We start from the raw sequence: 24,460 nt of genomic DNA, 5'->3' as shown, positions 1-24,460 counted from the left end.
TTTTATGCAGACTATGAATATCATCGGGAAGAATATAATACTTAGACCAATGACTTATGAAGATACGGATTGTATTGTGATGTGGAGGAATAAGGAAAGGGTCAGGAGAAATTTCATATTCAGAGAGGCCTTTACTCCGGAAAGCCATGAGAATTGGATGAGGACTAAGGTAGAGACAGGGAGTGCCGTTCAGTTTATTATTTGTGAAAAAGAAGGGATGCGTCCTATTGGAAGCGTGTATTTCAGAGATGTGGATATGGACAAGAAGGAAGCAGAATACGGTATTTTCATCGGAGAAGACGATGCGGCAGGAAAAGGCTATGGAACGGAAGCTGCGAAGCTTGCGGTAAAATATGCTTTTGAGAATATGAAGCTTTATAAGATTATACTGAGAGTATTTACCGATAACGAGGCAGCGGTCAGCAGCTATGAAAAGGCGGGCTTCGTCAGGAGATCTATACTAAAAGCTGTGGAATGCTCGGATGGTGAGAAAAAGGATATGTATCTGATGGACATAGATATAAAGGATGATAACAGTCAGCTGATAAGCTTCGTGATTCCCTGCTACCGGTCGGAGCAGACGCTTTCCAAGGTAGTGGCAGAAATAACGGAAGCGGTAAAAGGCTTGAACAAAGATGGGAAAAAATACGACTACGAAATAGTACTGGTTGACGATTGCTCTCCGGATAAAACGTTAGACGAAATTCGTACTTTGTGTAAGGAAAATAAGAAAATTAAGGGCATAAATCTGGCAAGGAATTTTGGACAGCATGCAGCTCTCATGGCAGGTTTTCATCATATAAAGGGCGATGTGGCAGTATGCCTGGATGATGATGGACAGACCCCTGCCGATGAAGTGGGCAAGCTGCTTGAGGAAATCGAAAAGGGTTCCGACGTGGTATATGCGAAATACGACCATAAGATGCACTCGGTGTTTCGTAATTTCGGAAGCTGGGTAAACGAAGAGATGGCGAGGATCATGCTGGGCAAACCTAAGGATATTTATGTTTCCAGTTACTTTGCGGCAAAGAGGTTCGTGGTGGAGGAGATGAAGCGGTATACCAATGCTTATCCTTACGTAATCGGACTGGTGCTCCGGGCGACGAAGCGCATCAGCAATGTGAACGTACATCATAGAGAAAGGGAGGTGGGAACCTCCGGGTATACCATTCGGAAGCTGTTAGGCTTGTGGTTCAACGGCTTTACGGCGTTCAGTGTGAAGCCTCTTCGCATTGCTACTGCTATCGGTTGTCTGCTTGCTTCTATGGGATTTATTTACGGAATATATACGATAATTAAAAAGTTTGTTAACCCTGCTGTTCCCATGGGCTTTAGCTCCATGATGTCGGCGCTGGTATTTATAGGAGGCATGATAATGCTGATGCTTGGCCTGATAGGAGAATACATCGGCAGAATGTATATTTCTATGAATAACTCCCCTCAATTTGTCATAAGGGAAGTCATGAATGAAGAGGAATAAGCGGTTATGCAGAAAAAAAAGGCTATTATTGTATCTTTGCTGCTAGCCCTCGCAGGGACGTGGTGTCTGCCGAAGATGCTGAATTTGAAGGAAAACAGTCTTGCAATAAGCAACAGCTTTCTTAGTGTATTTCTATGGGGAGGCTGTGCTTATGCGCTTTACCGCTCCTTCGTAAACGCAGGAAAAAAAATAGATAGGAAAAGCGCTGCAGCGGCAGGGTTTTTAGGACTGTTGTTTTCCTGCTGCATCGCCTTCGGCGTTCAGCTGGATTATGGGGAAAACGTAAATTTTAAGGATTCCGGCATGTGGATAGCTATCGTAATCTGGACCGGAATACTGGCAATCTGGATACAATGCACATGGAAAACGCTTGAGGCCTGGCAGAAGAGAAGAGACCGTGATAAAAGCGAAAAAAAGTCTGTGGATAGAGACAGCGTATGGCATAAGCTCTATGGGAAGTGGAACGGTTTGTCAGAAAGAAAGCGGACGGCACTTACGATGTGCCTGTTTTTTCTTTGCTGGCTGCCGGTATTTCTGGCGGTATATCCGGGCTTTTTCGTATATGATGCGCAGGATGAGTTCATTCAGGTGCAGACGAGAAATTTTACTACTCACCATCCTCTTTTTCACGTGCTTTTGCTGGGAGGGACGATTTTAGGGGTAAATAAGCTGACCGACTCTTATAATATGGGAATTGCAGCCTATACGCTGCTCCAAATGCTTTTCATGTCAGGGGTGTTTACTTATGTGGTTTCCTATATGAAAAAAAGAGGCGTTGCATTCCTCCTTCGCGCCGGCACCTTTTTTTACTTCGCCTTTTTCCCGGTAATCGTCATGTTCACCTTATGCTCGGCGAAGGATGGAATCTTTACTGCTGCTTTGCTTTTACTGCTTCTTTCCATGGCGGATATGGCTAGAGAGAAAGAGAGCTTTTTTGCTTCTTGGAAGAAGCTGCTGTTTTTTGGAAGCTGTGCCTTTGTTATGATGTCCTTTCGGCATAACGGTATGTATGCTTTTCTCGTTATGGCACCGGTACTTTTGTTTTACATGAAGGATGTGCGTAGGAAGCTGGCATTCCTCCTGGGAGGCATATTCGCGGTTTATTTTCTCGCGGCAGCAGGTCTTTCGGCGTTGCTTTCGGCACAGTCTGCCGGAAAGCAGGAGATGCTGACTGTTCCGCTCCAACAGCTTTCAAGAGCTTATGAGTATGACAGAGAGAGCTTTACCGAGGAGGACCTGGAGACCTTGTATGAGATTCTCCCCGAGGAAGCGCTTAGGTTTTATACGGCGAAGGTATCCGACGGGGTAAAGATATGGTTCGATAACGAGGCTTATGCTGCTGATCCGGGAAAATACATGAGGCTTTGGGCGAAGATAGGAATGGAACATCCATTTACGTATATCAATGCATGGTTCATGACTTCCTATGGGCTCTGGTATCCGGACACGGTCATAGATGTATATCGTGGAAATGAAGTATTTACCTTTACGTATGAGGATAGCTCGTTCTTCGGTTATGAGGTGGAGCAGCCTGGAACCAGGGAGAGCAAGCTTCCGATTTTGAACGATTGGTATAGAAGTATGTCCCTGGAGGTTGCACAGCAGAAGGTGCCTGTCCTATCCATGATGTTTTCGGCCGGATTTCTTTTCTGGGTGTTCGCCTTTACTTTTGGCTATACTTATTATACAAGGCGTTATGACCTGCTCATCCCCTTCCTGATGGTGCTGCTCGTATGGCTTACTGCAATTCTCGGCCCTACGTATCTGCCCCGCTATGTGCTGATCCTCTGGTTCACGCTTCCGGCCATGGTTGCTGTTCTTGTAAACTGAGGGCATCTGTGCTATACTTACCATTTGAAATGGAGAGACCATATGTATAAAATTGTAAATAAAAGTCACGCGATACAGAGCGTAATAATACTGCTTACCTTAATAGCAATGATGACGATTTATCCAATCCGTATGTGGGACGAGACGATTCCCTCTGTCAGTAATCAGATTCTGGCCGGTTCTTCGGACAGCATAGGTGAGGATTACCTTTTACAACGTTTTATCGCTCAGTACGACCATTTAGGAACGGTCAATTTGTACATTGCGGATTTCGAGAACGGCTGGAACAAAGACCAGAGAGTGGATTCCTTTATCTTCCGTATGCTGGATTCGGACATGCAGGTTATGTTCGAACAAAAAGTAGATGTGCGATTCATCGATATTCCCGGCTTTTGTCCCGTCTATATCAATGAGGATCTGGAAGTGGGAAGCGACTACTATTTCTTTCTTCAAGGGTTAAACGGCAGCCGTGTATGGTTTGGTCTGGAAGAGACGGCGTCAGCGGGGACACAGTATGTAAGCCGTTTGGTTTATAACTATGATGAGCTTCAGGGCTATAATATCGTAGGAGAATATTATTATATGGTTCCGCTCCGTAAGGACAAAATATTTGCTTACGATGTGATACTTCTCATTTTAGCGGCTCTGTTAGTCGGAGCTGTACAAGTATATTTTCGCTTGTCTAAGAAGGACAAGCTGATTACCGTGGAAAAGGCGTTCCGTTATACAGCCAATATTGTGGCGGCGGCAATAACAGGGGGCGCTTTGTATATCATAAGTGTGCGCAGATTTTTCAGCGGACAGTTTACGGATAACATCTTTTATACGATAGGAGTGCTGTTAGGCAGCGCTACACTGTTTTACGCCATTAATCATAAAAGAGACAGAAGCAGGTACGTACCCCTTAGAGATAAAATAAAGGAGCATGGGGCGGATTATCTTCAGTCGGCTTTTATTGCAGGCGCCGTATGGGCATGCTGCAATTATATGAACGGTCTTTACGACATTCATCATAGAATTGCGGAACGCCAGTTCATCGTTTTTTTTGCACTGGCAATCCTTACTATGTGCAAGAAAAAAGAGATATTTAACAAGATCACTCTGGTGTATGCTGCCTTGGCAGCAGCAGCGGTTTATCATTATTATAGCTACTATGTAGATTATCTGGCAATGGACCAACTGGATTTGAAGGCGGTACGGTACGGGGTACTGGCGCTGGTGCTTTCCGGCTTAGTAATTGTAACCATCGCAAGGCGTCTCGTTTTCATGCTCCTGAAAAAAGAAAAAATGAACCGGCTCTCTCTCTGGTACGGCGGAGTATTGGGACTGTTCTTCCTGCTTATTATCGTATTCAGAAATACGAGATGGTGGACGGTAGCGTTGGTCATTTCTTTTGTATTGTTCTACCTTTGCTATGCGCTTTGGGATAAAAAGGCACATTTGCTGCAAAATATGAGTAACGGACTGATCCTGCATTTTGTCTGCTGCATTATTTTTTCCATGCTGCACAGGCCGTTTTTATCGTGGGTATATCCGAGATTCCCGTTTATTTTCCATACGGTGACGGTAACTGCGGTATATCTGACGTTCATCATATGTGCGGCGTTGATGAAACTTATGGATAAATACAAAGAGTCTCATAAGCTGAAGGATATATGGGCGGAGCTGCTGGTGCTGGGCGCTTCCGGCACATATATGCTGTTTACGGCCTCCAGAACCGGATTCATGTCCGTAGCCGCAATGCTGGTGGTAGGCGTGGTAATGGCAGCAGGGGGCGTGGGAAAAGAAAGACTTATAAATATTCTGCGCCTGTTTGTAGTGATGGGCGCAGCGGTAATTTGGTGTTTCCCAATTGTCTTTACCGGTCAGAGGATTATTCCTGCTCTTGGCAGCGATGTATACAAATATGAGGTGGAAGTGTTCCCGGATGCGATTGAAAGAGGCAGCGAATGGGATTCCATGTATTATATAACGGTCGAGCGCTTTGTGGAAGTGTTCAATAATAAGATTTTCGGCATTGAGGAAAGCGGAACATCTTCCTATGAAAGAAGCGAAGAATATCAGAAATACCGTGCGAAGAGATTTAACAGCGAGGGTGAGGTCGTATGGGAAGGCGGCGTCGGCGATTTATATCAGTCTGGGCAAAGTGACGGGGCAGGCGAAGCGGCAGCTAACGGCAGCGAGCCTAAGCTGGGTATCATCGGCACTAAGACTAAGGAAGAACGTGCAGCGGACGATGCCCGTGCAGCGGAGCTTGAAAGAGATGCACAGGAAGGTGATTTTACAGAGACTCCGGAGGATAAGGACGATATCGTGGAAGATACCAGCGTATATGAGAAGACGGAGGAATATGCCAATGGACGTATGGATATTTTCCGTGCTTATCTGGACCAGCTTAATCTGACGGGGCATGATGAGATGGGTGCTCTGCTGCCGGATGGAACATTGGCAGTCCATGCACATAATATTTATCTCCAGGTTGCGTATGACCACGGTATCCTTGTGGGAGTAGTGTTTATCCTCTTGGGAGCTGCAACTTTCGTTCAGGGATGTATTTTCTTTGGAAGAAGGAAGGAGAGCGTTCCCTGTGCTGCGATGCCGGCGACAGTCGTAGTGGCTTTTGCCACGGCGGGCCTGGTGGAATGGATATTTCATCTTTGCCATCCGGCAGGATTTACCTTGCTTATTGTGCTAGCGCCTCTGCTATTCGATATGGGTAAAAAGGATGAAACGAATGAAGAAAGATAGAAAGCCTTTTAATGTAAAATTGTTCTACAGAAGAACGAGCCTGATCATTTATGATATCATCAGCATTATTTTTGCAAGTTATATGGCGGTGCTCATTCGTTACGAATTTCATATCGACACGGTACCGGCCCACTTTCTGGACCCTATTACAAGATTTCTTCCGGTCAATATATTGCTGACGCTGCTCATTTTTTACTTTTTCAGGCTGTATCACAGCCTGTGGGCGTTTGCGGGAGAGACGGAGCTGCAGAACGTGGTTGTGTCCTGTGTAATTTCGGCAGTTTTAAACAGCGTTGGCTTGCAGTTTTTTAAGACTGTACAGCAGCCGGTGCCTAAGAGCTATTACTTTTTGTATATGTTTGTGCTGATCAGCATGATTTTTGTCAGTCGCTTTTCTTACAGGTTTTTGAGAAGTCAGAAGCACAAGCAGCAGAATAAGAAAAATGGAATCTCTGTTATGGTAATAGGCGCGGGCGAGGCGGCAAATGTCATCATCAAGGAGATTGTGAACAGCAATTTCAGCACTATGGTCATCAGATGTATCATTGATGACGACAAGGGTAAATGGGGAAGATACATTCAGGGAATCAAGGTAGCCGGCGGCAGGGATAAGATTATCGAATGCGCCGACATTTACGATATCGATGAAATTATCGTGGCCATGCCCTCTATTTCCCGTTCTGAGCTTCGAAAGATTCTGGAAATCTGCAAGGAGACAAGCTGTAAACTGCGCTCTCTGCCCGGTATGTATCAGCTGGTGAACGGGGAAGTCAATGTCAGCAAGTTAAGAGACATTGAAGTTGAGGATCTGCTCGGCAGGGATCCCATCAGTGTGGATATCGATTCGATACTTGGCTATGTGCAGAATAAAACGGTCCTGGTAACCGGCGGAGGCGGCTCCATCGGCAGTGAGCTGTGCAGGCAGATTGCAGGTCATAGGCCGAAGAAGCTTATTATTCTGGATATTTATGAAAACAGCGTATATGACATACAGCAGGAGTTAAAGACGAAATATTGTGATGCGGACTCCGACTCACAGTTGGATCTCGTGGTGCTTATCGCATCTGTTCGCAATACGAACAGAATCAACTGGATATTCGAACATTACAGGCCGGACATCGTTTATCATGCGGCGGCGCATAAACATGTTCCCTTGATGGAGGACAGCCCCAACGAGGCGGTGAAGAACAATGTCTTCGGTACTTGGAAAACCGCTCAGGCGGCAGCTTTTTACGGGGTAAAGAAGTTCGTACTGATTTCCACCGATAAGGCGGTGAACCCAACCAATATTATGGGAGCCAGCAAGCGTATCTGTGAGATGATCATTCAGACCTTCAACAACCATTACGAGACGGAGTTCGTCGCAGTGCGCTTCGGAAATGTCCTTGGCAGCAATGGCAGCGTCATCCCGCTTTTCAGAAAGCAGATTATGAAGGGGGGGCCGGTAACGGTGACCCATCCCGATATTATCCGTTATTTTATGACGATTCCGGAAGCGGTTTCCTTGGTGTTACAGGCTGGAGCCTATGCGAAGGGCGGAGAAATCTTTGTGCTTGACATGGGAGAGCCGGTGAGGATATTGGATTTGGCGGAGAACTTGATCCGTTTATCCGGATACCGTGTAGGAGAGGATATTAAGATAGAGTTTACGGGGCTGCGCCCCGGTGAAAAGCTGTACGAAGAGCTTCTCATGGATGCAGAGGGCTTGAAGGAAACGGCAAATAAATTGATTCATGTAGGGAGACCGATAGAACTTGATGAGATGAAATTCTTCGCCCAGCTGAAAAAGCTGAAGGAAGAATCCAGAGAAGAAGTGGCGGACATTCGCCCCTTAGTGAAGGAAATCGTACCGACCTATCATTATAAGGATTTAATAAAATCATAACATTATATATTTCAGGTTATTTTATAAAAGAAAAGAGGCGTTTTATCAATGGAAAACAAGAGGATATACCTGTCTTCTCCTACCATGCACGGAAAGGAGCAGGAATTCGTAAAAGAGGCATTCGATACTAACTGGGTGGCTCCTCTCGGTCCTAACGTAAACAGTTTTGAAAAAGAACTGGCGGAGTATGTGAACATACCTTATGCGGCAGCCTTAAGTTCGGGGACCGCGGCGATTCATCTCGCACTGCGCTTGCTTGGTGTAAAAAAGGAAGATATTATATTTGTTCCATCTCTCACCTTTTCCGCAACCTGCAATCCGGTCATGTATGAAAACGCCACGCCCGTATTCATAGATTCGGAGGAAGAAACGTGGAATATGTCTCCGGAAGCGCTGAAGAAGGCTTATGAAAAATATCCTTCTCCCAAAGCGGTCATCATCGTTCATTTATATGGAACTCCGGCAAAGCTTCAGGAGATCATGGAGATCTGTGCCGGGAAGGGTACCGTGGTTATAGAGGATGCGGCAGAATCCCTGAGCAGCACATATAAGGGAAAACATACCGGAACCTTCGGCAGGTTCGGTATTTATTCCTTTAACGGCAATAAGATCATTACGACCTCGGGAGGGGGTATGCTTGTGTCCGAGGAGGAGGAAATGATAGAAAAGGCACGGTTCTTATCTACACAGGCCAGAGACCCTGCCAGACATTATCAGCATTCTCAGATTGGCTACAATTACCGCATGAGCAACGTGACGGCGGGAATCGGCAGGGGGCAGCTTTTGTCGCTGGACGAACACAAGGCACTTAAAAAAGCTATTTATAAGCGGTATCAGGAAGCTTTTTCGGACATACCGGAGATTACTATGAATCCGTTGAATCCGGATGGGGATGCCAATAACTGGCTGTCCTGCATGACGATAAAAGCGGGCTGCAGAGTTACTCCTGATATGATCATGGATGCACTTGAGGCAGAGAATATCGAGTGCCGGCCTATTTGGAAGCCGATGCACCTGCAGCCTGTATTTCAGGAATATGATTTTATTTCTCTTTCGGAAGAAAAAGACGGTATGATAAGCGTATCTGAGGATATTTTCAACAGAGGCTTGTGCCTTCCCAGCGACATCAAGAATACGCAGGAAGATATGGACCGGATAATCAGTATTGTGAGAAAGGTTTTTGTTACTGAGAACGGAGTGAGCAGTAACAGGTTTTTGGTTTATTAAGGAGGTAACGGCTATTACGGTATATGGAAGATATGTAAAAAGAATACTGGATTTCTTATTAGCGCTTATAGGAATCGTTATCTTGTCTCCTTTATTTTTCGTGCTGGCTGTACTCGTTAGGACAAAGCTCGGAAGTCCCGTTTTTTTCAAGCAGGAGAGGCCGGGGAAGAATGAGAAGGTCTTTACTCTTTGCAAATTCCGAACGATGACAGATAAAAGGGATGAGAATGGAAACCTCTTGCCTGATAGCATCAGGCTTACGAAATTCGGCAAAATTCTTCGTGCCACCAGTCTGGATGAACTTCCCGAGCTTCTGAATATATTAACGGGAGATATGAGTATCATTGGCCCCAGGCCTCTTCTTGTCTCCTATCTGCCTTATTACACGGAGGAAGAGAAACTGCGCCATACGGTGCGTCCCGGGCTTACCGGACTGGCTCAGGTAAGCGGACGGAACTTCATCGATTGGGACAGTCGTTTTAAGAAGGATGTGGAGTACGTGAGAAATCTTTCTTTTGGCATGGATATGAAGGTACTGTGGCTGACCGTGCGGACAGTGCTCGGACGAGGTGATGTGGCGGAGGATACCAATGTGACAGAGGGCAATTTTGCTGAAATCAGGAAGAAAAGACTGGAAGAGACCGGAAGCCTTGAAAGGATTGAAAACAACGTATGAATATATTGATTTTAAGTGCGGGAACGAGAAATAAGGTCGTGCAATATTTTAAGAAGGAGCTGGCGGAAACGGGCAGAGTCATAGCGACGGACTGCTCCGTTCTCGCTCCTGCGATTTATGAAGCGGATAAATTTTATCTCGTTCCGCGTATCGATGCGCCCGATTATCTGGATATCGTGCTGGACATATGCAAGAAGGAACAGATCGATGGAGCTTTCTCTTTAATCGACCCGGAGCTTAGTCTGCTTGCCAGAGAAAGAGAGAGGTTTCTTGAGGCAGGAACGACTCCTATCATTTCCCCCTATGAACTGGTGGAAACCTGTTTCGATAAATATAAAATGTATGAGCTGCTTACGCAGATGGAGATTCCCACGGGAAGATGCTTTGTCGATAAGGAGGCTTTTTATCTTGCCGAGGGGAATGGCGAACTTTCTTACCCGGTATTTGTGAAGCCGATAAAGGGAAGCGCCAGCATGCATATAAACAAGGTATACGGGAAAGAGGAGCTGGAAGTCCTTTTCGGATTGTATGATGACCTGATGATTCAGGAATTCATGAACGGGACGGAGTATGGAGCAGATGTCTATGTAGACATGCAAAGCGGCAAGTGCACCTCGATTTTTGTGAAAGAAAAGATAAAAATGCGTGCCGGAGAGACTGATAAAGCCATATCATATAAAGATAAGGAGCTTTTTTCCGCGATAGAAAAATTTGTGGAAAAATGTGGGTTCTGTGGTATGATAGATATGGACATCTTTAAGATTGGAGACATTTATTACATTTCCGAAGTGAATCCCCGATTTGGCGGAGGCTATCCCCATGCCCATGAGTGCGGCGTGAATATGCCGAAGCAGGTAATCCGTAACTTAAAGGGAGAAAGCAATCCCTATACCGTGGGCAGCTATAAAGCAGGGGTCTGTATGATGAAATATAATGAGGTTATGATCAAAGACATGAGCGATACGGAGATGATAGAGTAGATGGGTATAATATTAATTTTAACCAATTCCTCGGGCGGGCTTTACGATTTTCGAAATGAGCTGCTCCTTAGACTGCTGGAAAGTCATAGGGTAATCATCAGCCTTCCGGATCAGACCAAGACTGCCGAACTTCAGGAAGAAGGGTGTGAGATTGTCGAAACACCTATTAACAGAAGGGGAATGGATGTGAAGGAGGACATGAAGCTTTTCGTGGCCTACCGGAGGCTGATAAAACATATAAAGCCGGATATGGTGATTACTTATACTATAAAGCCGAACATATACGGAGGTTTCGCCAGCAGGCTTTTGAAAGTACCCTATATCACTACGATAACGGGGCTGGGCGGAGCTTTTGACAAGGAAGGCCTTTTCCTTAAGATGATTGTCCATATGTACCGGACAGGTCTTAAAAAGGCGGAGTGTATTTTTTTTCAAAATGCTGAGAACAGGAATATTTTTTCCGGTTATCGCATTGCCGGGAAAAAAGAGCGGATGGTAAACGGCTCCGGAGTGAATCTTAAAAGACATTCTTTCGAGCCATATCCTATGGGCGTAAGGACTACCTTCCTTTTTATTGGAAGGGTAATGAAGGAGCGCGGCATCCTGGAATATCTGGAAGCGGCGGTCAGGCTGCATAGAGAGGATATCGAATTTGCAGTAATGGGTTATTGTGATGAAGATTATCAGGAAATGCTGGATGAATATACAGAAAAAGGAATTATCAGTCAGTGGGGTTTCCAAACGGAAGTACATTCTTATATAGCAAAGGCAGACGCTATTGTGGTGGCATCGTTTCACGAAGGCATGTCGAATGCGCTTATAGAGGCGGCGGCTACGGGACGTCCGGTAATCGCTTCCAATATCAGCGGATGCAGGGAGGCTTTTGAGGAGGAGGTGACGGGCTTTGGCTTCACTCCCGGCAATGCAGACGATTTGATCCGGGCTATGGAGAAGTTTCTCGCATTATCTAAAGAAGAGCAGGCACATATGGGAAAAGCGGCCAGGGAGAAGATGGAATGTGAATTCGACAGAAATTCTGTCATCGATTCTTATATAAGTGAAATTAACACGATATTATATAACTCATAATGGAGGATAAGAAGATGGATTTATACGAGAAACTTGTAAGCGGAGAGGAAAAACTCTCATTGGTCGGTCTCGGATATGTAGGTATGCCGATTGCGGTAGCCTTTGCAAGAAAGATAAAGGTGGTTGGTTTCGACTTAAATAAGGAGAAGATAGAGCTGTATAAGTCGGGAGTAGATCCTACTAACGAAGTGGGTACGGAGGTAATCAAAAGCACATCCGTAGAATTTACCGCAGATGCGGACAAGCTAAAGGGAGCGAAATTCCACATCGTGGCAGTCCCGACTCCGGTAAACGACGACCATACCCCTGACCTTTCCCCGGTGGAGGGCGCAAGCCGCCTGCTTGGACAGAACCTGACGAGAGGCTCTATTGTCGTATTTGAATCCACAGTGTATCCCGGAGTTACCGAAGAGATATGTGTTCCCATCCTGGAAAAGGAATCGGGATTAAAATGCGGCGTAGATTTTAAAATAGGCTATTCCCCGGAAAGAATTAATCCGGGCGATAAGGTACACAGGCTGGAAACTATCGTTAAGATTGTATCCGGTATGGATGAGGAGACGTTAGATACCATCGCGAAGGTGTACGAGCTGGTGGTAGAGGCCGGGGTGTATAGGGCGGAATCCATCAAGGTGGCGGAAGCGGCCAAAGTAATTGAAAATAGCCAGAGGGATATTAATATCGCTTTTATGAACGAGTTGTCCATCATATTCCATAGAATGGGGATCGATACAAAGGCTGTTTTAGAGGCAGCAGGTACAAAGTGGAATTTCCTCAAATTTTTCCCGGGGCTCGTAGGAGGACATTGCATTGGTGTGGATCCTTACTATCTGACATATAAAGCCGAACAGCTGGGATATCATTCACAAATCATCCTTTCGGGCCGCCGCATCAATGACGACATGGGAAAATATGTGGCAGAAAGCCTTGTAAAAAACTTGATCAAAACTAATATCCCGGTAAAAGGCGCGCGAGTGGCAATATTAGGATTTACCTTCAAAGAGAACTGCCCAGATACAAGGAATACCAAAGTTATCGATATATATAAAGAATTAGAGGAATATGGAATCACCCCGATCGTGGTAGATCCGGCGGCGGATTCAGGAGAGGCGAAGAAGCTCTATGGGATCGACTTCCATGTTATGGAGGAAATCCGGAATATGGACGCGGTCATCGTAGCTGTGGCTCATTCACAATTCCTTGAATTGTCCAGGGAGAAAATCGCAGGCTTTTTCCATGAGGAGCATGAGCAGAAGGTGTTGATGGACCTCAAGGGCTTATTCGATAAGAGGGCTTATTCGGACGGCGAATTTCTATATTGGAGACTGTAATGACAAAAAACATGAAATCCGGCGGACTATTAATAGTACTTGCCGCATTATTTCTCGGAATGTTCGCCATATTCGGACCGGGCGTATACAACGACTCTGATCAGTATATTAAGATGCACATTCACAGAGAACCGCTGTATCCCCTTTTTCTCTTATGCCTTCGGGAACTGTTTGGTGAAGTATGGCTTACGGCGATGGGAATCATCCAGAACTTATTGGCCGCGTTTAGCATATGGCTGTTTGCGGAATATATGGCGAAGAAATTTTCTTTACGATTCTTTGAGGAAATAGTAGTAGTTCTTTTGGGGATAATGCCCCATATGGTTACGAAATACTTCTCCTCCCTGCATTTATTCATTACGAATTCCGTAATGAGTGAAGCGCTGTGTATTCCTCTTTTCACCTTATTTTTGTTGGAATGCTTCAAAATATTAACGGATGGAGAAGAATCTGCGGATGAAATACAATCCGTGTGGCTTGCTCTTATACTGGCCTTATTGCTGTCCCTTACCAGAAGCCAGATGATGGTGACTCTTTTGCTTTGGGCAGTTTCCGTCTGTGTGAAGCTTTTTGTGGTCAGAGTAAAAAACGGAGCTCTCACGCTGCGTCTTGTGGGAGCGGTGCTTCTTATCGTAGCAGTAGCTTTTTTTGGAAGATCGGTGGCGGTAAAGAGCTACAACTTAGTTTTTAATGGCCGTTTTATTAACAATACCTATGGGACGGTAAATACCCTGACCAATATACTCTATGCTGCAGACAGAGAGGATGGAGAAAACATAAAGGATGAAGAGGCACGGGTCTTTTTCTATCAAATGTACGACCTTACCGAGGCGCGTCAGGCCAATTACAAGTATGCAGGCGATTCATGGCGGGAAAAGGTGGAGCATATAGAGCAGTGGCATGACACCGTAAAGTATGAAATGATAGAGGATGTTTTTTATCAGACATACGATAAAACGGTGACCAGCGATTATATTACGCAAAACCTGATGGCTGATGAAGTGGCAGGAAAGATTATCGCGGGCATATTGCCGGAATGTTTCGGCAGGTGGTTTGCCGATTATCTGCTGATTGCCGGGTATGGGCTTATCCGGAGCATTGCGGTAATACACCCTGTCATAAACTGGGTAGCGTTTCTTCTCTACCTGTCGGCAATTGCCATGACTATATGGCGGATACGAAGATCACTTCGCGAGGAAGGAAGGATAAGTGGCAGCGCATGGCTGATGGCACTTTCCCTTTTGGCGATAGCGGCTAATGTATTTGCGGTATCACTAACGATTATGGCGCTGTCACGGTATATGATTTATGGGTTTTCCGCATTCTATACGGCATATTTCATATTGCTGGTGGAGTGGCTGAGAACTAAAGTTCGGAGAATATAAAGGAGCAAAAAACATGGGATATAAAGAGTTGAAATTTGAAAGAGACAGTGTTTTTCTCGTAACGGGAGGAGCCGGATTCATCGGTTCTAACATCTGCGAAGCGCTGATAGGAATGGGATATGCGGTAAGGTGTCTGGACAACTTATCCACCGGTAAATATGAGAATATAGAGCACCTTACGGCAAACGAAAAATTTACCTTTATAAAGGGAGATATCAGAGAACCGGATACTTGTCTGGAAGCTACAAAGGGCGTGGATTACTGCATGAACCAGGCAGCCTGGGGAAGTGTGCCCAGAAGCATCGAGATGCCGCTTTTGTATGAAGAAATAAATATCCGTGGTACACTGAATATGATGGAAGCCTGCAGGCAAAACGGAGTGAAAAAATTCGTTTATGCTTCCAGTTCCTCTGTATATGGGGATCATCCGCAGCTCCCGAAGAAGGAAGGGGCAGAAGGCAAGGTGTTATCCCCTTATGCTTTGACCAAAAAGGTGGATGAGGAATACGGAAGACTGTATAAGGAGCTGTATGGTCTGGATACCTACGGCCTGCGTTATTTCAATGTATTCGGAAGAAGGCAGGACCCGGATGGTGCATATGCCGCGGTGATTCCTAAGTTTATCCGTATGCTGTTAAACGGAGAAGTGCCTACTATCAACGGAGACGGAAAGCAGTCCCGTGATTTTACTTATATCGACAATGTTATTGAGGCCAATTTAAGAGCCTGCCTTGCATCCGGTGAAGCGGGAGGGAATGCCTTCAATATTGGCGCGGGAGGAAGAGAATATTTAATTGACGTATATTATAATTTATGTAAGGCTCTCGGAAAAGAAGTGGAACCGAATTTCGGGCCGGACAGGCTTGGGGACATCCGGGATTCCAATGCGGATATATCCAAAGCGAGGAAGCTTTTGGGCTATGATCCGGAGTACGACTTCGCGAAAGGAATCAGCTTGGCAATCGACTGGTATAAAGAGAATTTGCTGCTGTAAAGCTGCCAGACCAGGCAGCGGCAAGGTAATAGGGAGCTGGGTATGAAATATAAAGTTGTAGTATTCGGCGTAAAGGATACGTCGGAAAACATTGTGGAATTCATTCATCATAATATCTGTCCGGTGGATTTGGTCATTACTATCCATAAGGACGTGCTGAATAAAAATCAGGTTTCGGGTTTTAAGGGGTTGTCCGTGCTGACGGAAAAATATCAAATTCCGGTATTTGAGGCGGAGAGCTATTTCCTCACAGATGAAAAGACCCGCAGCTTCATGGCGGAGAATGAATTCGAAATAGCGATATCCATGGGGTGGCAGCGCCTGATTCCCGCTTACGTGCTGGAAAAGTTTAAATATGGCGTATATGGCTTTCACGGCAATTGCGGCTATTTGCCCTTTGGGCGCGGGCGGTCTCCGTTAAATTGGTCTATGATCAACGGGGATACGAGATTTAATTTGAATCTTTTCCGCTATGATGAGAATGCGGACAGCCCTAACGTATTTGCTACGGAGATGTTTTCCATAACGCCTCACGATGATATTCGCACGGCTCAGTATAAAAATATGATTTGCTCCAAGAGCCTGATAAGCAAACTGCTAAAGGCTTATGCGGAGAAGAATATCGTTTTAAGGACGGAGTCTAAGGACTTCGATTCATGGTATAATAAACGAACCGCAGCAGATGGCAAAATAGATTTTCATGACCGTACAAGAAATATTTATAACTTGATTCGCGGTGTGGCAGCTCCTTTTCCGGGGGCATTTGCGATGTGCAAGGAACAGAAGGTTACGATATGGGAAGCTCATCCCTTCGATGAGATTATAGATTTTTCGGCCTATGCGCCGGGAGAAGTGGTGGATGTCTTTGACGGAAAGCCGGTAGTACGCACTGTGGATGGTTCGCTTTTGATTGAACGGTACGAATGCAAAAAAGAGCTTGTGACGGGAGATGTGCTGGAGTAATGAAAATCGCTGTTCGAATGGATGATATAACACCTCGCATGGATTGGGAGAACTTTGAGAGATTTCGGGGACTTCTTAAAGAATACGGGGTAAAACCGTTAGTAGGGATCGTTCCGGATAACCGGGATGAGAATCTGAATAAGGATAAAGGTGCAGCCTTAAACGGAGGCTCGCCGGAGGAGCATTTCTGGGAACAGGTCAGCGTATGGAAAAGCGAAGGCTGGACGGTAGCCCTGCATGGATATCAGCACTTATATACACAAAAAAAGGGCGGCTGCTTTCCGTTAAACCGTTTTTCGGAATTTGCAGGATTAAGTCTGGAGCAGCAGAAAAGTATGCTGGAGGCAGGCAAGGGCATTTTCGTTTCGCATGGAATTGAAACGGATATTTTCATGGCCCCGGCACATTCTTATGACAGGAATACTCTTCGTGCACTTAAGGAACTGGGATTTACGAAGCTCACAGATGGTTTCGGCACTAAGCCGTATATGCGCGGAGGAATCATTTTCTATCCGATTTCCTTCAGGCTAAGCAGCAGCATGAAGAAGAAAGAGGGAGTTACAACCATGGTGGTCCATACGAATACCATGAAGGATTCAGATTTTGACAGATGCCGAAGTATATTCCAGTGTTCGGAAATGATCTCCTATGAAGAATATCTGAAGCTGCCGGCGGTGAGAAGAGGCTGTATCCAAAATGTTGCCGAATATGTAATGGCGTCGGCGAAGCGTCTGCTGGTGAAAATTTTGTGATTTAGCGTCTGATAAAGTGGATATGAGGTATAAATTATGGCACAGCCCATTCGTATACTGCATGTGTTCGGAGGAGTGAGTCTGGGAGGAGCGGAGAGCCGCATCATGGACTTGTACCGTTGCATGGACAGAGAAGAAATACAGTTCGATTTTCTTGTGCACGCCGAATGTGTGGAGGCAAGAAAAGCAGAATATTATGACGAAGAGATAAAGTCGCTTGGCGGAAGAATTTTCGTGCTGCCCAAGTTTAAGGTATATAATTATATTCAGTATAAAAGAGCGATCAAGGATTTTTTTAAGATGCATCACCAATTCGCGCTTGTGCAGGGACACATGACCAGCACCGCTTCCCTTTATCTGCCTGTCGCGAAAAAAGCGGGGATTCCCATAGGAGTTGCCCATGCGAGGAGCGCAGGGGTGGACAAGGGAGTGAAGGGTATCATTACCAAGTTGCTGCGGTTACCGCTGTTAAAACGGGCGGATTATTGCTTTGCCTGCTCAAAAGAGGCAGGAGCAGCAGTTTTTGGAAGAAAATGGGGGAAGAGTAAGAAAGCGGTGGTGCTGCCCAATGCCATCGCTTTGGAGAAATATATTTATAATGAAGAGATGAGGGATAAACTCAGGAAAGAACTGGGTATAGAAGATTGCTATGTAATCGGACATGTGGGGAGGTTCCATTATGCGAAGAACCATGAATATTTGCTGGAAGTATTTTCTTCTCTGCATGCCGGAATGAAGGAAAGGAATGTAAGGGCCGTACTTCTCCTGCTGGGAGACGGAGCAGGAATGGAGCCTATACGACAGCAGGTTAAGGCGTTTGGGCTGGAAGAGGATGTACTTTTTATGGGGAACAAAAAAGATGTGGAGAACTATTATCAGGCGATGGACTTTTTTGTTTTTCCCTCCCGCTTTGAAGGACTTCCCGGAACCGTAGTGGAGGCTCAGGCAGCAGGACTTAGGTGTATGATATCCGATAAGATTACACCGGAAGTAGGGATTTGCCGGCTTGTTCATTACGAAAGCATAGACGAACCTGCAGATTTATGGGCGAAATATATCTTAGAAAATGCCTTATATGTAAGATGTGACATGTATGAAACGATAAAGGAAGCCGGATTCGATGTAAAGGAACAAGCGGCGAAGATGGAAGGCTTTTATAAGACAGGAAAAATGTGATAGTAAATCAGGTAGCCGCTTTATGAATTGCGAACGGAGGTAATCATGAAGAAAAAAATCATGCTGATAGTCCCAATGCTTCATCAGGGAGGGTTCGAAAGAGTATGCGTAGCGACGGCGCGGTTGTTGGAGCCGTTTTACGACGTATACATAGTGATGTTCGATTCCAAGGATATCGCTTATGATATCAAAGGGTTGAATGTAATCGACTTACATATGGGCGTGAAAAAGGATATGGCCGGCAAGCTCTTCAACGTTCTGAAACGCAGCTTTGCGGTGGGCAGAATGAAGAAAAAACTGAGAATCGATATTGCATACAGCTTCGGACCGTCGGCAAATGTGGTAAATGTCTTTTCCCGCAGGGGTGAGCAGGTATGGGTAGGAATAAGAAGTTACATGGATATGGAGAACGAAAGGAAAATCAGGCTGCTTTGCAGGCTTTCGGACAAAATATTATGCTGCTCCAAGCTGATCGAGGAGGAAATCCGTACCAAATACAACTGCCGGAAGGCAATTACCCTATATAATCCGCTGGATGTGGAGGAAATACAGAAAAGCGCGTCCATGCAGCAGCCCAGATTACCATGGGAGAATACGGGGCATATTATCGTTTCCATGGGGCGGGAGGATGATGTGAAGGGCTATTGGCATCTGATCAAAAGCTTTTCGCTTTTGCAGAAGGATATTCCGGATGTGAAACTGATGATTATCGGGGACGGCGATTTCGAAGAATATCTGAGTCTTGCCAAGCGTTTGGGAATTGGTGATTATGTTTATTTTCCGGGAATGAAGAAAAATCCTTTCCCTTACTTAAAGGCGGCTGAAGTTTATGTCCTGACCTCCTACAACGAAGGTTTTCCCAACGCTCTTTTGGAAGCTATGGCGTTAGGGATCCCGGTCATTGCTACAGATTGTATGACGGGGCCGGGAGAAATACTGGTAAATAGCAGCTATGGCGTGCTCATACCGAATATGAGCCCGGAAAAGAATCTGGATGAGACATCCATTTCCGAAGAGGAACAGGGGTTGTATGAAGAGATAATGAGGATGATGACACATAAGGAAAGCTATGAGAGCTATAAAAGAGCCGCCATTAGACGTGCCGGAGACTTTTCGAATAAGGCTTATGTGGAAATCCTAAAAAAGCAGATAGAAATGTAGATGAAGGGATATTAAAAGTGAAAAAAACGATTATTGTAATGCCGATAGCGAATGAAGAAGCGACAATTGCAAAAGTTCTCGATGAGATTTTGTCGTTAGGCTATGACAATTTATATATATATCCGGTTATGGACAATTACTCCAAGGACAAGACGCAGAAGATTGTGGAAGATTTTGAGCAAAAGACGGATAAGGTAAAGCTTATTTTCTATAAGGAATCATATGGTGTTATCAGCTGCTATTTGGAGGGTTTCCGCCGTGCACTGGCGGATGGAGCGGGGCAAATTATTGAGATGGACGGCGGAGGCAGTCATCTGCCGGCAGAAGTACCTCAGTTTATAGAAAAGTTGGAAGAGGGTTATGAATGCGTCTGGGGGTCGCGTTTTGTAAATGGGGGTGGCATAAGCAACCATCCGTTATACAGGAGAATTTTGAGTTCTGGAGGTACTATTCTGGCCAACGTGGTACTTGGAACGAGCCTGAAGGATATGACCAGCGGATTTGAGGGATTCCAGAGGAATGTACTGGAAAATATGGATTTGGACAAATTCCTTTCTAAGGGTCATATGTATCAGACTGAAATGAGGTATTATTGTCGTAATTACCATACGGTAGAAGTGCCCATTCATTATATAGGCTCCGAATCCAGTTTTCGGATGAAGTCAGTCACCGAAGCACTCAGAATTTTATTCGAACTGAAAAAGAATGAAAAAAACGTACATACAGTCAATCATTTATAAACAGTAAAAATAAGAAGGATATGCTGGCGCATATCCTTCTTTCCATGCATCTGCCGACGGTCGGCAGTGGTCATAGTATTTTAATTTGCGCTTACTATATGAATGTGGTAAAATTGGGAAGTATTATAGGTAGTATTATAAGTACGAATTCGCAGGAGCTTTTGGTCCTGCGAAGCGAAGCTGTATGAGGTATGAAGTATTGGAAAAGCGAAAAATAGCGTTTCACTTAAACTGTCTGGAGCAGGGTGGAGCCGAGAGGGTAGTGTCTAACTTGGCGAATCAATTTGCGAAAGAAGGATACGAGGTGCTTATTGCCACGCAGTGGTATGGAGAAAATGAATTTCAGATAGATGAGCGGATAAGACGGGTCCATGTGGGACTCAATATGGAAGATGAAAAGAGATCTCGGGCGATACAGTTTTTTTTAAGGATTTTTCATCTGAGAGCCTTTATGAAAAAAGAAAGGCCTGACGTTCTCATAGCCTTTGCCCAGAGGGCAAACTATAGGGCGCTGATGGCCTCCTTTTTTATGAGGGTGCCTATTATCATATCTATTCGGACTGACCCGGTGGGGCATTATGACGCTGTCTCGGACAAGCTGCAGATCCCGCTTCTGTTTCCGAGAGCGGCCGGATGTGTGTTCCAAACGGAGGGTCAACGGGAGTTTTTTGCGCCTTATTTACAAAAAAATTCGCGAATCATATTAAATCCGCTGCACGATAAATATATTGGTGTTCCGAAACCCACAAACCGTACAAAAGAGGTGGTGCAGTCGGGAAGGCTGGTAGACTTTAAGAATCAGCCGATGCTGCTTCGGGCATTTATTCAGGTCCATAAGAAGCATCCTGATTATATGCTCAAGATATATGGTCCGGATTCCTTTGACGGTACGAAGGAAATTCTCGAGAGTATTATCGAAGAAAATCATGCCGGAGATTATATAAAGCTAATGGGCGGCAGCGATTCCCTGGAGAAGGATTTGAACGATGCGGCTTTGTACGCTTTTTCCTCCGATTGGGAGGGATTGCCCAATGCGCTGTTAGAAGCGATGGCATTAGGACTTCCCATCGTCGCCACCGACTGCCCCTGCGGTGGTCCTCGTACCGTAATGGAAGACGGAGTAAACGGCCTGCTGATTGAGATCAAGGATCAGAAGGCATTAGAGGAGGGAATGAACAAGCTGATTGAGAATCCTGAATATGCGGAAGAACTGGGAGATAACGCAAGAAGGATTTGTGAAATCGCCAATTCTAAGGCAATATTTGAGCAATGGCAGGATTATATTGATGAGATTTGCAGTAAAAATAAGCGGTAAAGCATATTAAGAGTAGATACAGAAATTGATAAAGGAGCAGAAAGATGTTTTCATTCGAGGATTACAAAGAGATTATAAGAATTATTAAGTCCACCGGCTTACAGGCGGATTATGAGGAGGCTCTTTATAGGGATAAGTTCATTATTATGCGCCATGATGTGGAATACAGCGTGGAGAGGGCGTATGACTTGGCTAAAGTGGAATCTTCCATGGATTTCACATCCACCTTCTTTTTCCAGTGGACGAACAATTCCTATAATCTGTTGTCCAGAAAAAACAGGGATATGATATGCGATATGCATGAAAGAGGGCAGAATATCGGCCTTCATTTCGCGTTGAACGGAATGACGGATATGCAGGAGGTCCGCAGACAAATTGTAAAGGAGATGCACATGCTAAGCGAGATGCTGGGTTTTGAAATATCCCAGTTCTCAGTTCATAGACCTTCACCGGCAATTCTGGCTGAGAATATTAAGCTTCCCGGCATTATCAACGCATATCAGGACAACTTCTTTACTTTTGCGGAAAATGTGACGGAGGATTCCAAGCTCGGAGTAAAATATATGTCTGATGCCAATCATATATGGAGATATGGCTATCCCGACGAGAAGAATATCTTAGGATATGACAAAGTGCAGATTCTGACCCATCCTTTCGCATGGACGAAAAAAGGATATGATAATTATGAAAATTACAAGACATTAGTGCGCGAAAAATATATAGAGCTTATCGACAGCATCGACAGAGAGTGCAAGGATTTCGCGGAATACAGGGACAGTTTCTTGGAAATTAGGTAGGCAAGAACACGGCAGGAGGTACCGGGATGTGCGGTATATGCGGATTTGTGTCAAGGCAAGATATAAAACTGACACAACTAAAGGAAATGAATGACACAATGTATCATAGAGGCCCTAACGACAGCGGGGAAGAAATCTATGGGCTGAAAGACGGCTATAGCGTGGGACTGGCTCAGCGCAGACTTTCCATTCAGGATTTGTCTGCCTTAGGACATCAGCCGATGCACTCGGATAACGGGCGTATCAGCGTGGTGTTTAACGGTGAAATCTATAATTTCCATGAGCTGAGAGAGAATTTGTCCGATTATTCGTTTTGTTCTACCTGTGATACGGAGGTGATCATCGCTGCTTATTTGAAATGGGGAATAAGCTGTGTGGACTTTTTTAATGGTATGTTCGCCATCGCCTTATTGGATAGGGAGAAAGAAGAACTGTACCTGATTCGGGATTGCATCGGGAAGAAGCCCATGTACTATATGGAGAATGGAGCTGAACTTGTTTTCGCTTCCGAGCTGAAGCCGATCATGTCCTATCCGGGTTTTGAAAAGAAGATAAAAAAGGAAGTCATTTCCCGTTATTTGTATCAGCAGTATATCAATGCGCCGGAGACGATTTTCGAAAATGTATATAAGCTTGAACCGGGAGCTATTCTGAGGGTTTCTGTGAACAGTAAATCTCTTGCCCTTACGAAAGAAACATGGAAGTATTGGGATATCAAGGATGTATATGCTAAGCAAAGGCAGCATATGGTTACGGATTATGCGCAGGCCAAAGGGGAACTGAAGGAGCTCTTAAAAAAAGCGACTGCCTCCCGGATGATAGCGGATGTTCCGCTGGGTTCCTTTCTGAGCGGCGGATATGATTCCTCTTTGATCACAGCCATGGCACAGGAGCATTCTTCAGAACCCGTTAAGACCTTTTCTATCGGCTTTCAGGAGGAAAGATATAATGAGGCCAAGTATGCGAAAGAAGTGGCGGATTATCTCGGGACAAACCATACGGAGCTGTATATCGATGAAAAGCAGATGTTCGACTTGGTGGAGAGCATACCTAAGTATTATGATGAGCCCTTTGCCGATAGTTCTCAGATACCATCTATGCTCGTTTCTGCGCTGGCGAGAGAACACGTGACTGTGGCACTTTCCGGCGACGGCGGCGATGAATTTTTCTGTGGCTATAATATCTATGAAAATGTGGCTCAGGCGCAGATGCTGGATATGGCTGGAGCCGCGGTACATGGAATCTGCGGCCTTCCTTTTATAAATAAGGCGGGACTTTCAAAGAAACTTCCTTTTCGCGTGCGTGTTATAGCGGAGAACCGGAACAAAGAGACGAAGACGCAATTCGGTGCCAGTAATTATATCATGCGTGCAGGCGCAATGGTGAAGAACGACGGCAGTGAACTTCCCTGCCACTATGAGATAGAAAGCAAATATGGAGAAAGCAAATGGCAGATTCGCAGGATGCTTTTAGATATGGATACTTACCTTCCGGGAGATATTCTCTGCAAGGTGGACAGAGCTTCCATGAAGTATTCTCTTGAGGCCAGATGTCCTATTCTCGATAGAGACGTTATGGAATATTCTTATAGGATTCCCCATGAGTATAAGTTCTATAAAGGGGATAAAAAACATATTTTGAAGGATATTGCGTATGACTATATACCAAAGGAGCTTTTGGACAGGCCGAAGGTGGGGTTTGGAGTACCCCTCGACAAGTGGCTGAGAGGTCCTTTGAAAGAGCAGCTCCTTTCCTACAGTGAAAGGGATTACCTGGAAAAGCAGGGAATCTTCGATTCTGCTTATGTATCCAATATGATTCGGGAGTATATCAAAACCGGCGACGGAGGTCCCGCTACCGGTGCCAATTATTCCAAACTTTCTTGGTCCTTCTTTATATTTGAGCAGTGGTACCAATACTATTTTAAATAA

General features: G+C 45.1%; 19 protein-coding genes. All 19 read left to right on the top strand.

Annotated features, from left to right (window positions below; genetic code table 11):
* Positions 1–4: 4 nt before the first annotated feature.
* The 19 genes from V6984_RS18805 to asnB all read left to right on the top strand — a co-directional run bounded on the left by V6984_RS18805 (position 5) and on the right by asnB (position 24,460).
* Positions 5–1,480, top strand: coding sequence for a GNAT family N-acetyltransferase (locus V6984_RS18805; RefSeq protein WP_342757132.1), 1,476 nt, complete (start codon positions 5–7; stop codon positions 1,478–1,480).
* 6 nt (positions 1,481–1,486) lie between these two features.
* Positions 1,487–3,310 carry a DUF6020 family protein gene (locus tag V6984_RS18800; RefSeq protein ID WP_342757131.1) on the top strand — a complete coding sequence of 608 codons (1,824 nt, stop codon included), beginning with the start codon at positions 1,487–1,489 and terminating at the stop codon, positions 3,308–3,310.
* A gap of 42 nt (positions 3,311–3,352) precedes the next feature.
* Positions 3,353–6,058 (top strand): hypothetical protein, encoded by a 2,706-nt coding sequence (locus V6984_RS18795; protein ID WP_342757130.1) that lies wholly within the window; start codon positions 3,353–3,355, stop codon positions 6,056–6,058.
* Positions 6,036–7,943: a nucleoside-diphosphate sugar epimerase/dehydratase gene (locus V6984_RS18790; RefSeq protein ID WP_342757129.1), complete on the top strand. Its 1,908-nt coding sequence runs from the start codon at positions 6,036–6,038 to the stop codon at positions 7,941–7,943. The genes V6984_RS18795 and V6984_RS18790 overlap by 23 nt, the downstream gene beginning before the upstream one ends.
* 48 nt (positions 7,944–7,991) lie before the next feature.
* Positions 7,992–9,170 carry an aminotransferase class I/II-fold pyridoxal phosphate-dependent enzyme gene (locus tag V6984_RS18785; protein WP_342757128.1) on the top strand — a complete coding sequence of 393 codons (1,179 nt, stop codon included), beginning with the start codon at positions 7,992–7,994 and terminating at the stop codon, positions 9,168–9,170.
* Between the two features lie 82 nt (positions 9,171–9,252).
* Positions 9,253–9,846: a sugar transferase gene (locus V6984_RS18780; RefSeq protein WP_425324221.1), complete on the top strand. Its 594-nt coding sequence runs from the start codon at positions 9,253–9,255 to the stop codon at positions 9,844–9,846.
* Positions 9,843–10,826 carry an ATP-grasp domain-containing protein gene (locus tag V6984_RS18775; protein ID WP_342757127.1) on the top strand — a complete coding sequence of 328 codons (984 nt, stop codon included), beginning with the start codon at positions 9,843–9,845 and terminating at the stop codon, positions 10,824–10,826. Before V6984_RS18780 ends, V6984_RS18775 begins: the two co-directional genes overlap by 4 nt.
* Positions 10,827–11,915: a glycosyltransferase family 4 protein gene (locus V6984_RS18770; protein ID WP_342757126.1), complete on the top strand. Its 1,089-nt coding sequence runs from the start codon at positions 10,827–10,829 to the stop codon at positions 11,913–11,915.
* 14 nt (positions 11,916–11,929) lie between these two features.
* Positions 11,930–13,246 (top strand): nucleotide sugar dehydrogenase, encoded by a 1,317-nt coding sequence (locus tag V6984_RS18765; RefSeq protein WP_342757125.1) that lies wholly within the window; start codon positions 11,930–11,932, stop codon positions 13,244–13,246.
* Positions 13,246–14,631, top strand: coding sequence for a hypothetical protein (locus tag V6984_RS18760; RefSeq protein WP_342757124.1), 1,386 nt, complete (start codon positions 13,246–13,248; stop codon positions 14,629–14,631). The genes V6984_RS18765 and V6984_RS18760 overlap by 1 nt, the downstream gene beginning before the upstream one ends.
* Before the next feature lie 13 nt (positions 14,632–14,644).
* Entirely contained in the window at positions 14,645–15,625 is a 981-nt protein-coding gene (locus V6984_RS18755) for an SDR family oxidoreductase (protein ID WP_342757123.1), read from the top strand.
* Between the two features lie 42 nt (positions 15,626–15,667).
* On the top strand, positions 15,668–16,588 hold the full coding sequence (locus V6984_RS18750) for a methionyl-tRNA formyltransferase (protein WP_342757122.1): 921 nt from the start codon (positions 15,668–15,670) through the stop codon (positions 16,586–16,588).
* A gap of 17 nt (positions 16,589–16,605) precedes the next feature.
* Complete coding sequence (locus tag V6984_RS18745) at positions 16,606–17,340, top strand: DUF2334 domain-containing protein (RefSeq protein ID WP_342757121.1); 735 nt, start codon at positions 16,606–16,608, stop codon at positions 17,338–17,340.
* Between the two features lie 36 nt (positions 17,341–17,376).
* Entirely contained in the window at positions 17,377–18,516 is a 1,140-nt protein-coding gene (locus tag V6984_RS18740; protein ID WP_342757120.1) for a glycosyltransferase family 1 protein, read from the top strand.
* 45 nt (positions 18,517–18,561) lie between these two features.
* On the top strand, positions 18,562–19,677 hold the full coding sequence (locus tag V6984_RS18735; protein ID WP_342757119.1) for a glycosyltransferase: 1,116 nt from the start codon (positions 18,562–18,564) through the stop codon (positions 19,675–19,677).
* A 17-nt stretch (positions 19,678–19,694) separates the two neighbouring features.
* A complete protein-coding gene (locus V6984_RS18730; RefSeq protein WP_342757118.1) occupies positions 19,695–20,417 on the top strand; it encodes a glycosyltransferase in 723 nt (240 codons plus the stop codon).
* A gap of 184 nt (positions 20,418–20,601) precedes the next feature.
* Positions 20,602–21,732, top strand: a complete 1,131-nt coding sequence (locus tag V6984_RS18725; RefSeq protein ID WP_342757117.1) for a glycosyltransferase — start codon at positions 20,602–20,604, stop codon at positions 21,730–21,732.
* A 44-nt stretch (positions 21,733–21,776) separates the two neighbouring features.
* Positions 21,777–22,529 (top strand): hypothetical protein, encoded by a 753-nt coding sequence (locus V6984_RS18720; protein WP_342757116.1) that lies wholly within the window; start codon positions 21,777–21,779, stop codon positions 22,527–22,529.
* A gap of 26 nt (positions 22,530–22,555) precedes the next feature.
* Positions 22,556–24,460 (top strand): asparagine synthase (glutamine-hydrolyzing), encoded by a 1,905-nt coding sequence (asnB, locus tag V6984_RS18715; protein ID WP_342757115.1) that lies wholly within the window; start codon positions 22,556–22,558, stop codon positions 24,458–24,460.

The sequence above is a fragment of the Kineothrix sp. IPX-CK genome (genome assembly GCF_039134705.1).
Classification (GTDB): domain Bacteria; phylum Bacillota; class Clostridia; order Lachnospirales; family Lachnospiraceae; genus Kineothrix; species Kineothrix sedimenti.
This window is presented reverse-complemented; position numbering and strand designations above follow the sequence as displayed.

What these genes read in the sequence shown, in the direction of transcription:
- V6984_RS18805 (WP_342757132.1), top strand. Translation starts at nt 5, where the DNA reads ATGCAGACTATGAATATCATCGGGAAGAATATAATACTTAGACCAATG.
- V6984_RS18800 (WP_342757131.1), top strand. Translation starts at nt 1,487, where the DNA reads ATGCAGAAAAAAAAGGCTATTATTGTATCTTTGCTGCTAGCCCTCGCA.
- V6984_RS18795 (WP_342757130.1), top strand. Translation starts at nt 3,353, where the DNA reads ATGTATAAAATTGTAAATAAAAGTCACGCGATACAGAGCGTAATAATA.
- V6984_RS18790 (WP_342757129.1), top strand. Translation starts at nt 6,036, where the DNA reads ATGAAACGAATGAAGAAAGATAGAAAGCCTTTTAATGTAAAATTGTTC.
- V6984_RS18785 (WP_342757128.1), top strand. Translation starts at nt 7,992, where the DNA reads ATGGAAAACAAGAGGATATACCTGTCTTCTCCTACCATGCACGGAAAG.
- V6984_RS18775 (WP_342757127.1), top strand. Translation starts at nt 9,843, where the DNA reads ATGAATATATTGATTTTAAGTGCGGGAACGAGAAATAAGGTCGTGCAA.
- V6984_RS18770 (WP_342757126.1), top strand. Translation starts at nt 10,827, where the DNA reads ATGGGTATAATATTAATTTTAACCAATTCCTCGGGCGGGCTTTACGAT.
- V6984_RS18765 (WP_342757125.1), top strand. Translation starts at nt 11,930, where the DNA reads ATGGATTTATACGAGAAACTTGTAAGCGGAGAGGAAAAACTCTCATTG.
- V6984_RS18760 (WP_342757124.1), top strand. Translation starts at nt 13,246, where the DNA reads ATGACAAAAAACATGAAATCCGGCGGACTATTAATAGTACTTGCCGCA.
- V6984_RS18755 (WP_342757123.1), top strand. Translation starts at nt 14,645, where the DNA reads ATGGGATATAAAGAGTTGAAATTTGAAAGAGACAGTGTTTTTCTCGTA.
- V6984_RS18750 (WP_342757122.1), top strand. Translation starts at nt 15,668, where the DNA reads ATGAAATATAAAGTTGTAGTATTCGGCGTAAAGGATACGTCGGAAAAC.
- V6984_RS18745 (WP_342757121.1), top strand. Translation starts at nt 16,606, where the DNA reads ATGGATGATATAACACCTCGCATGGATTGGGAGAACTTTGAGAGATTT.
- V6984_RS18740 (WP_342757120.1), top strand. Translation starts at nt 17,377, where the DNA reads ATGGCACAGCCCATTCGTATACTGCATGTGTTCGGAGGAGTGAGTCTG.
- V6984_RS18735 (WP_342757119.1), top strand. Translation starts at nt 18,562, where the DNA reads ATGAAGAAAAAAATCATGCTGATAGTCCCAATGCTTCATCAGGGAGGG.
- V6984_RS18725 (WP_342757117.1), top strand. Translation starts at nt 20,602, where the DNA reads ATGAGGTATGAAGTATTGGAAAAGCGAAAAATAGCGTTTCACTTAAAC.
- V6984_RS18720 (WP_342757116.1), top strand. Translation starts at nt 21,777, where the DNA reads ATGTTTTCATTCGAGGATTACAAAGAGATTATAAGAATTATTAAGTCC.
- asnB (WP_342757115.1), top strand. Translation starts at nt 22,556, where the DNA reads ATGTGCGGTATATGCGGATTTGTGTCAAGGCAAGATATAAAACTGACA.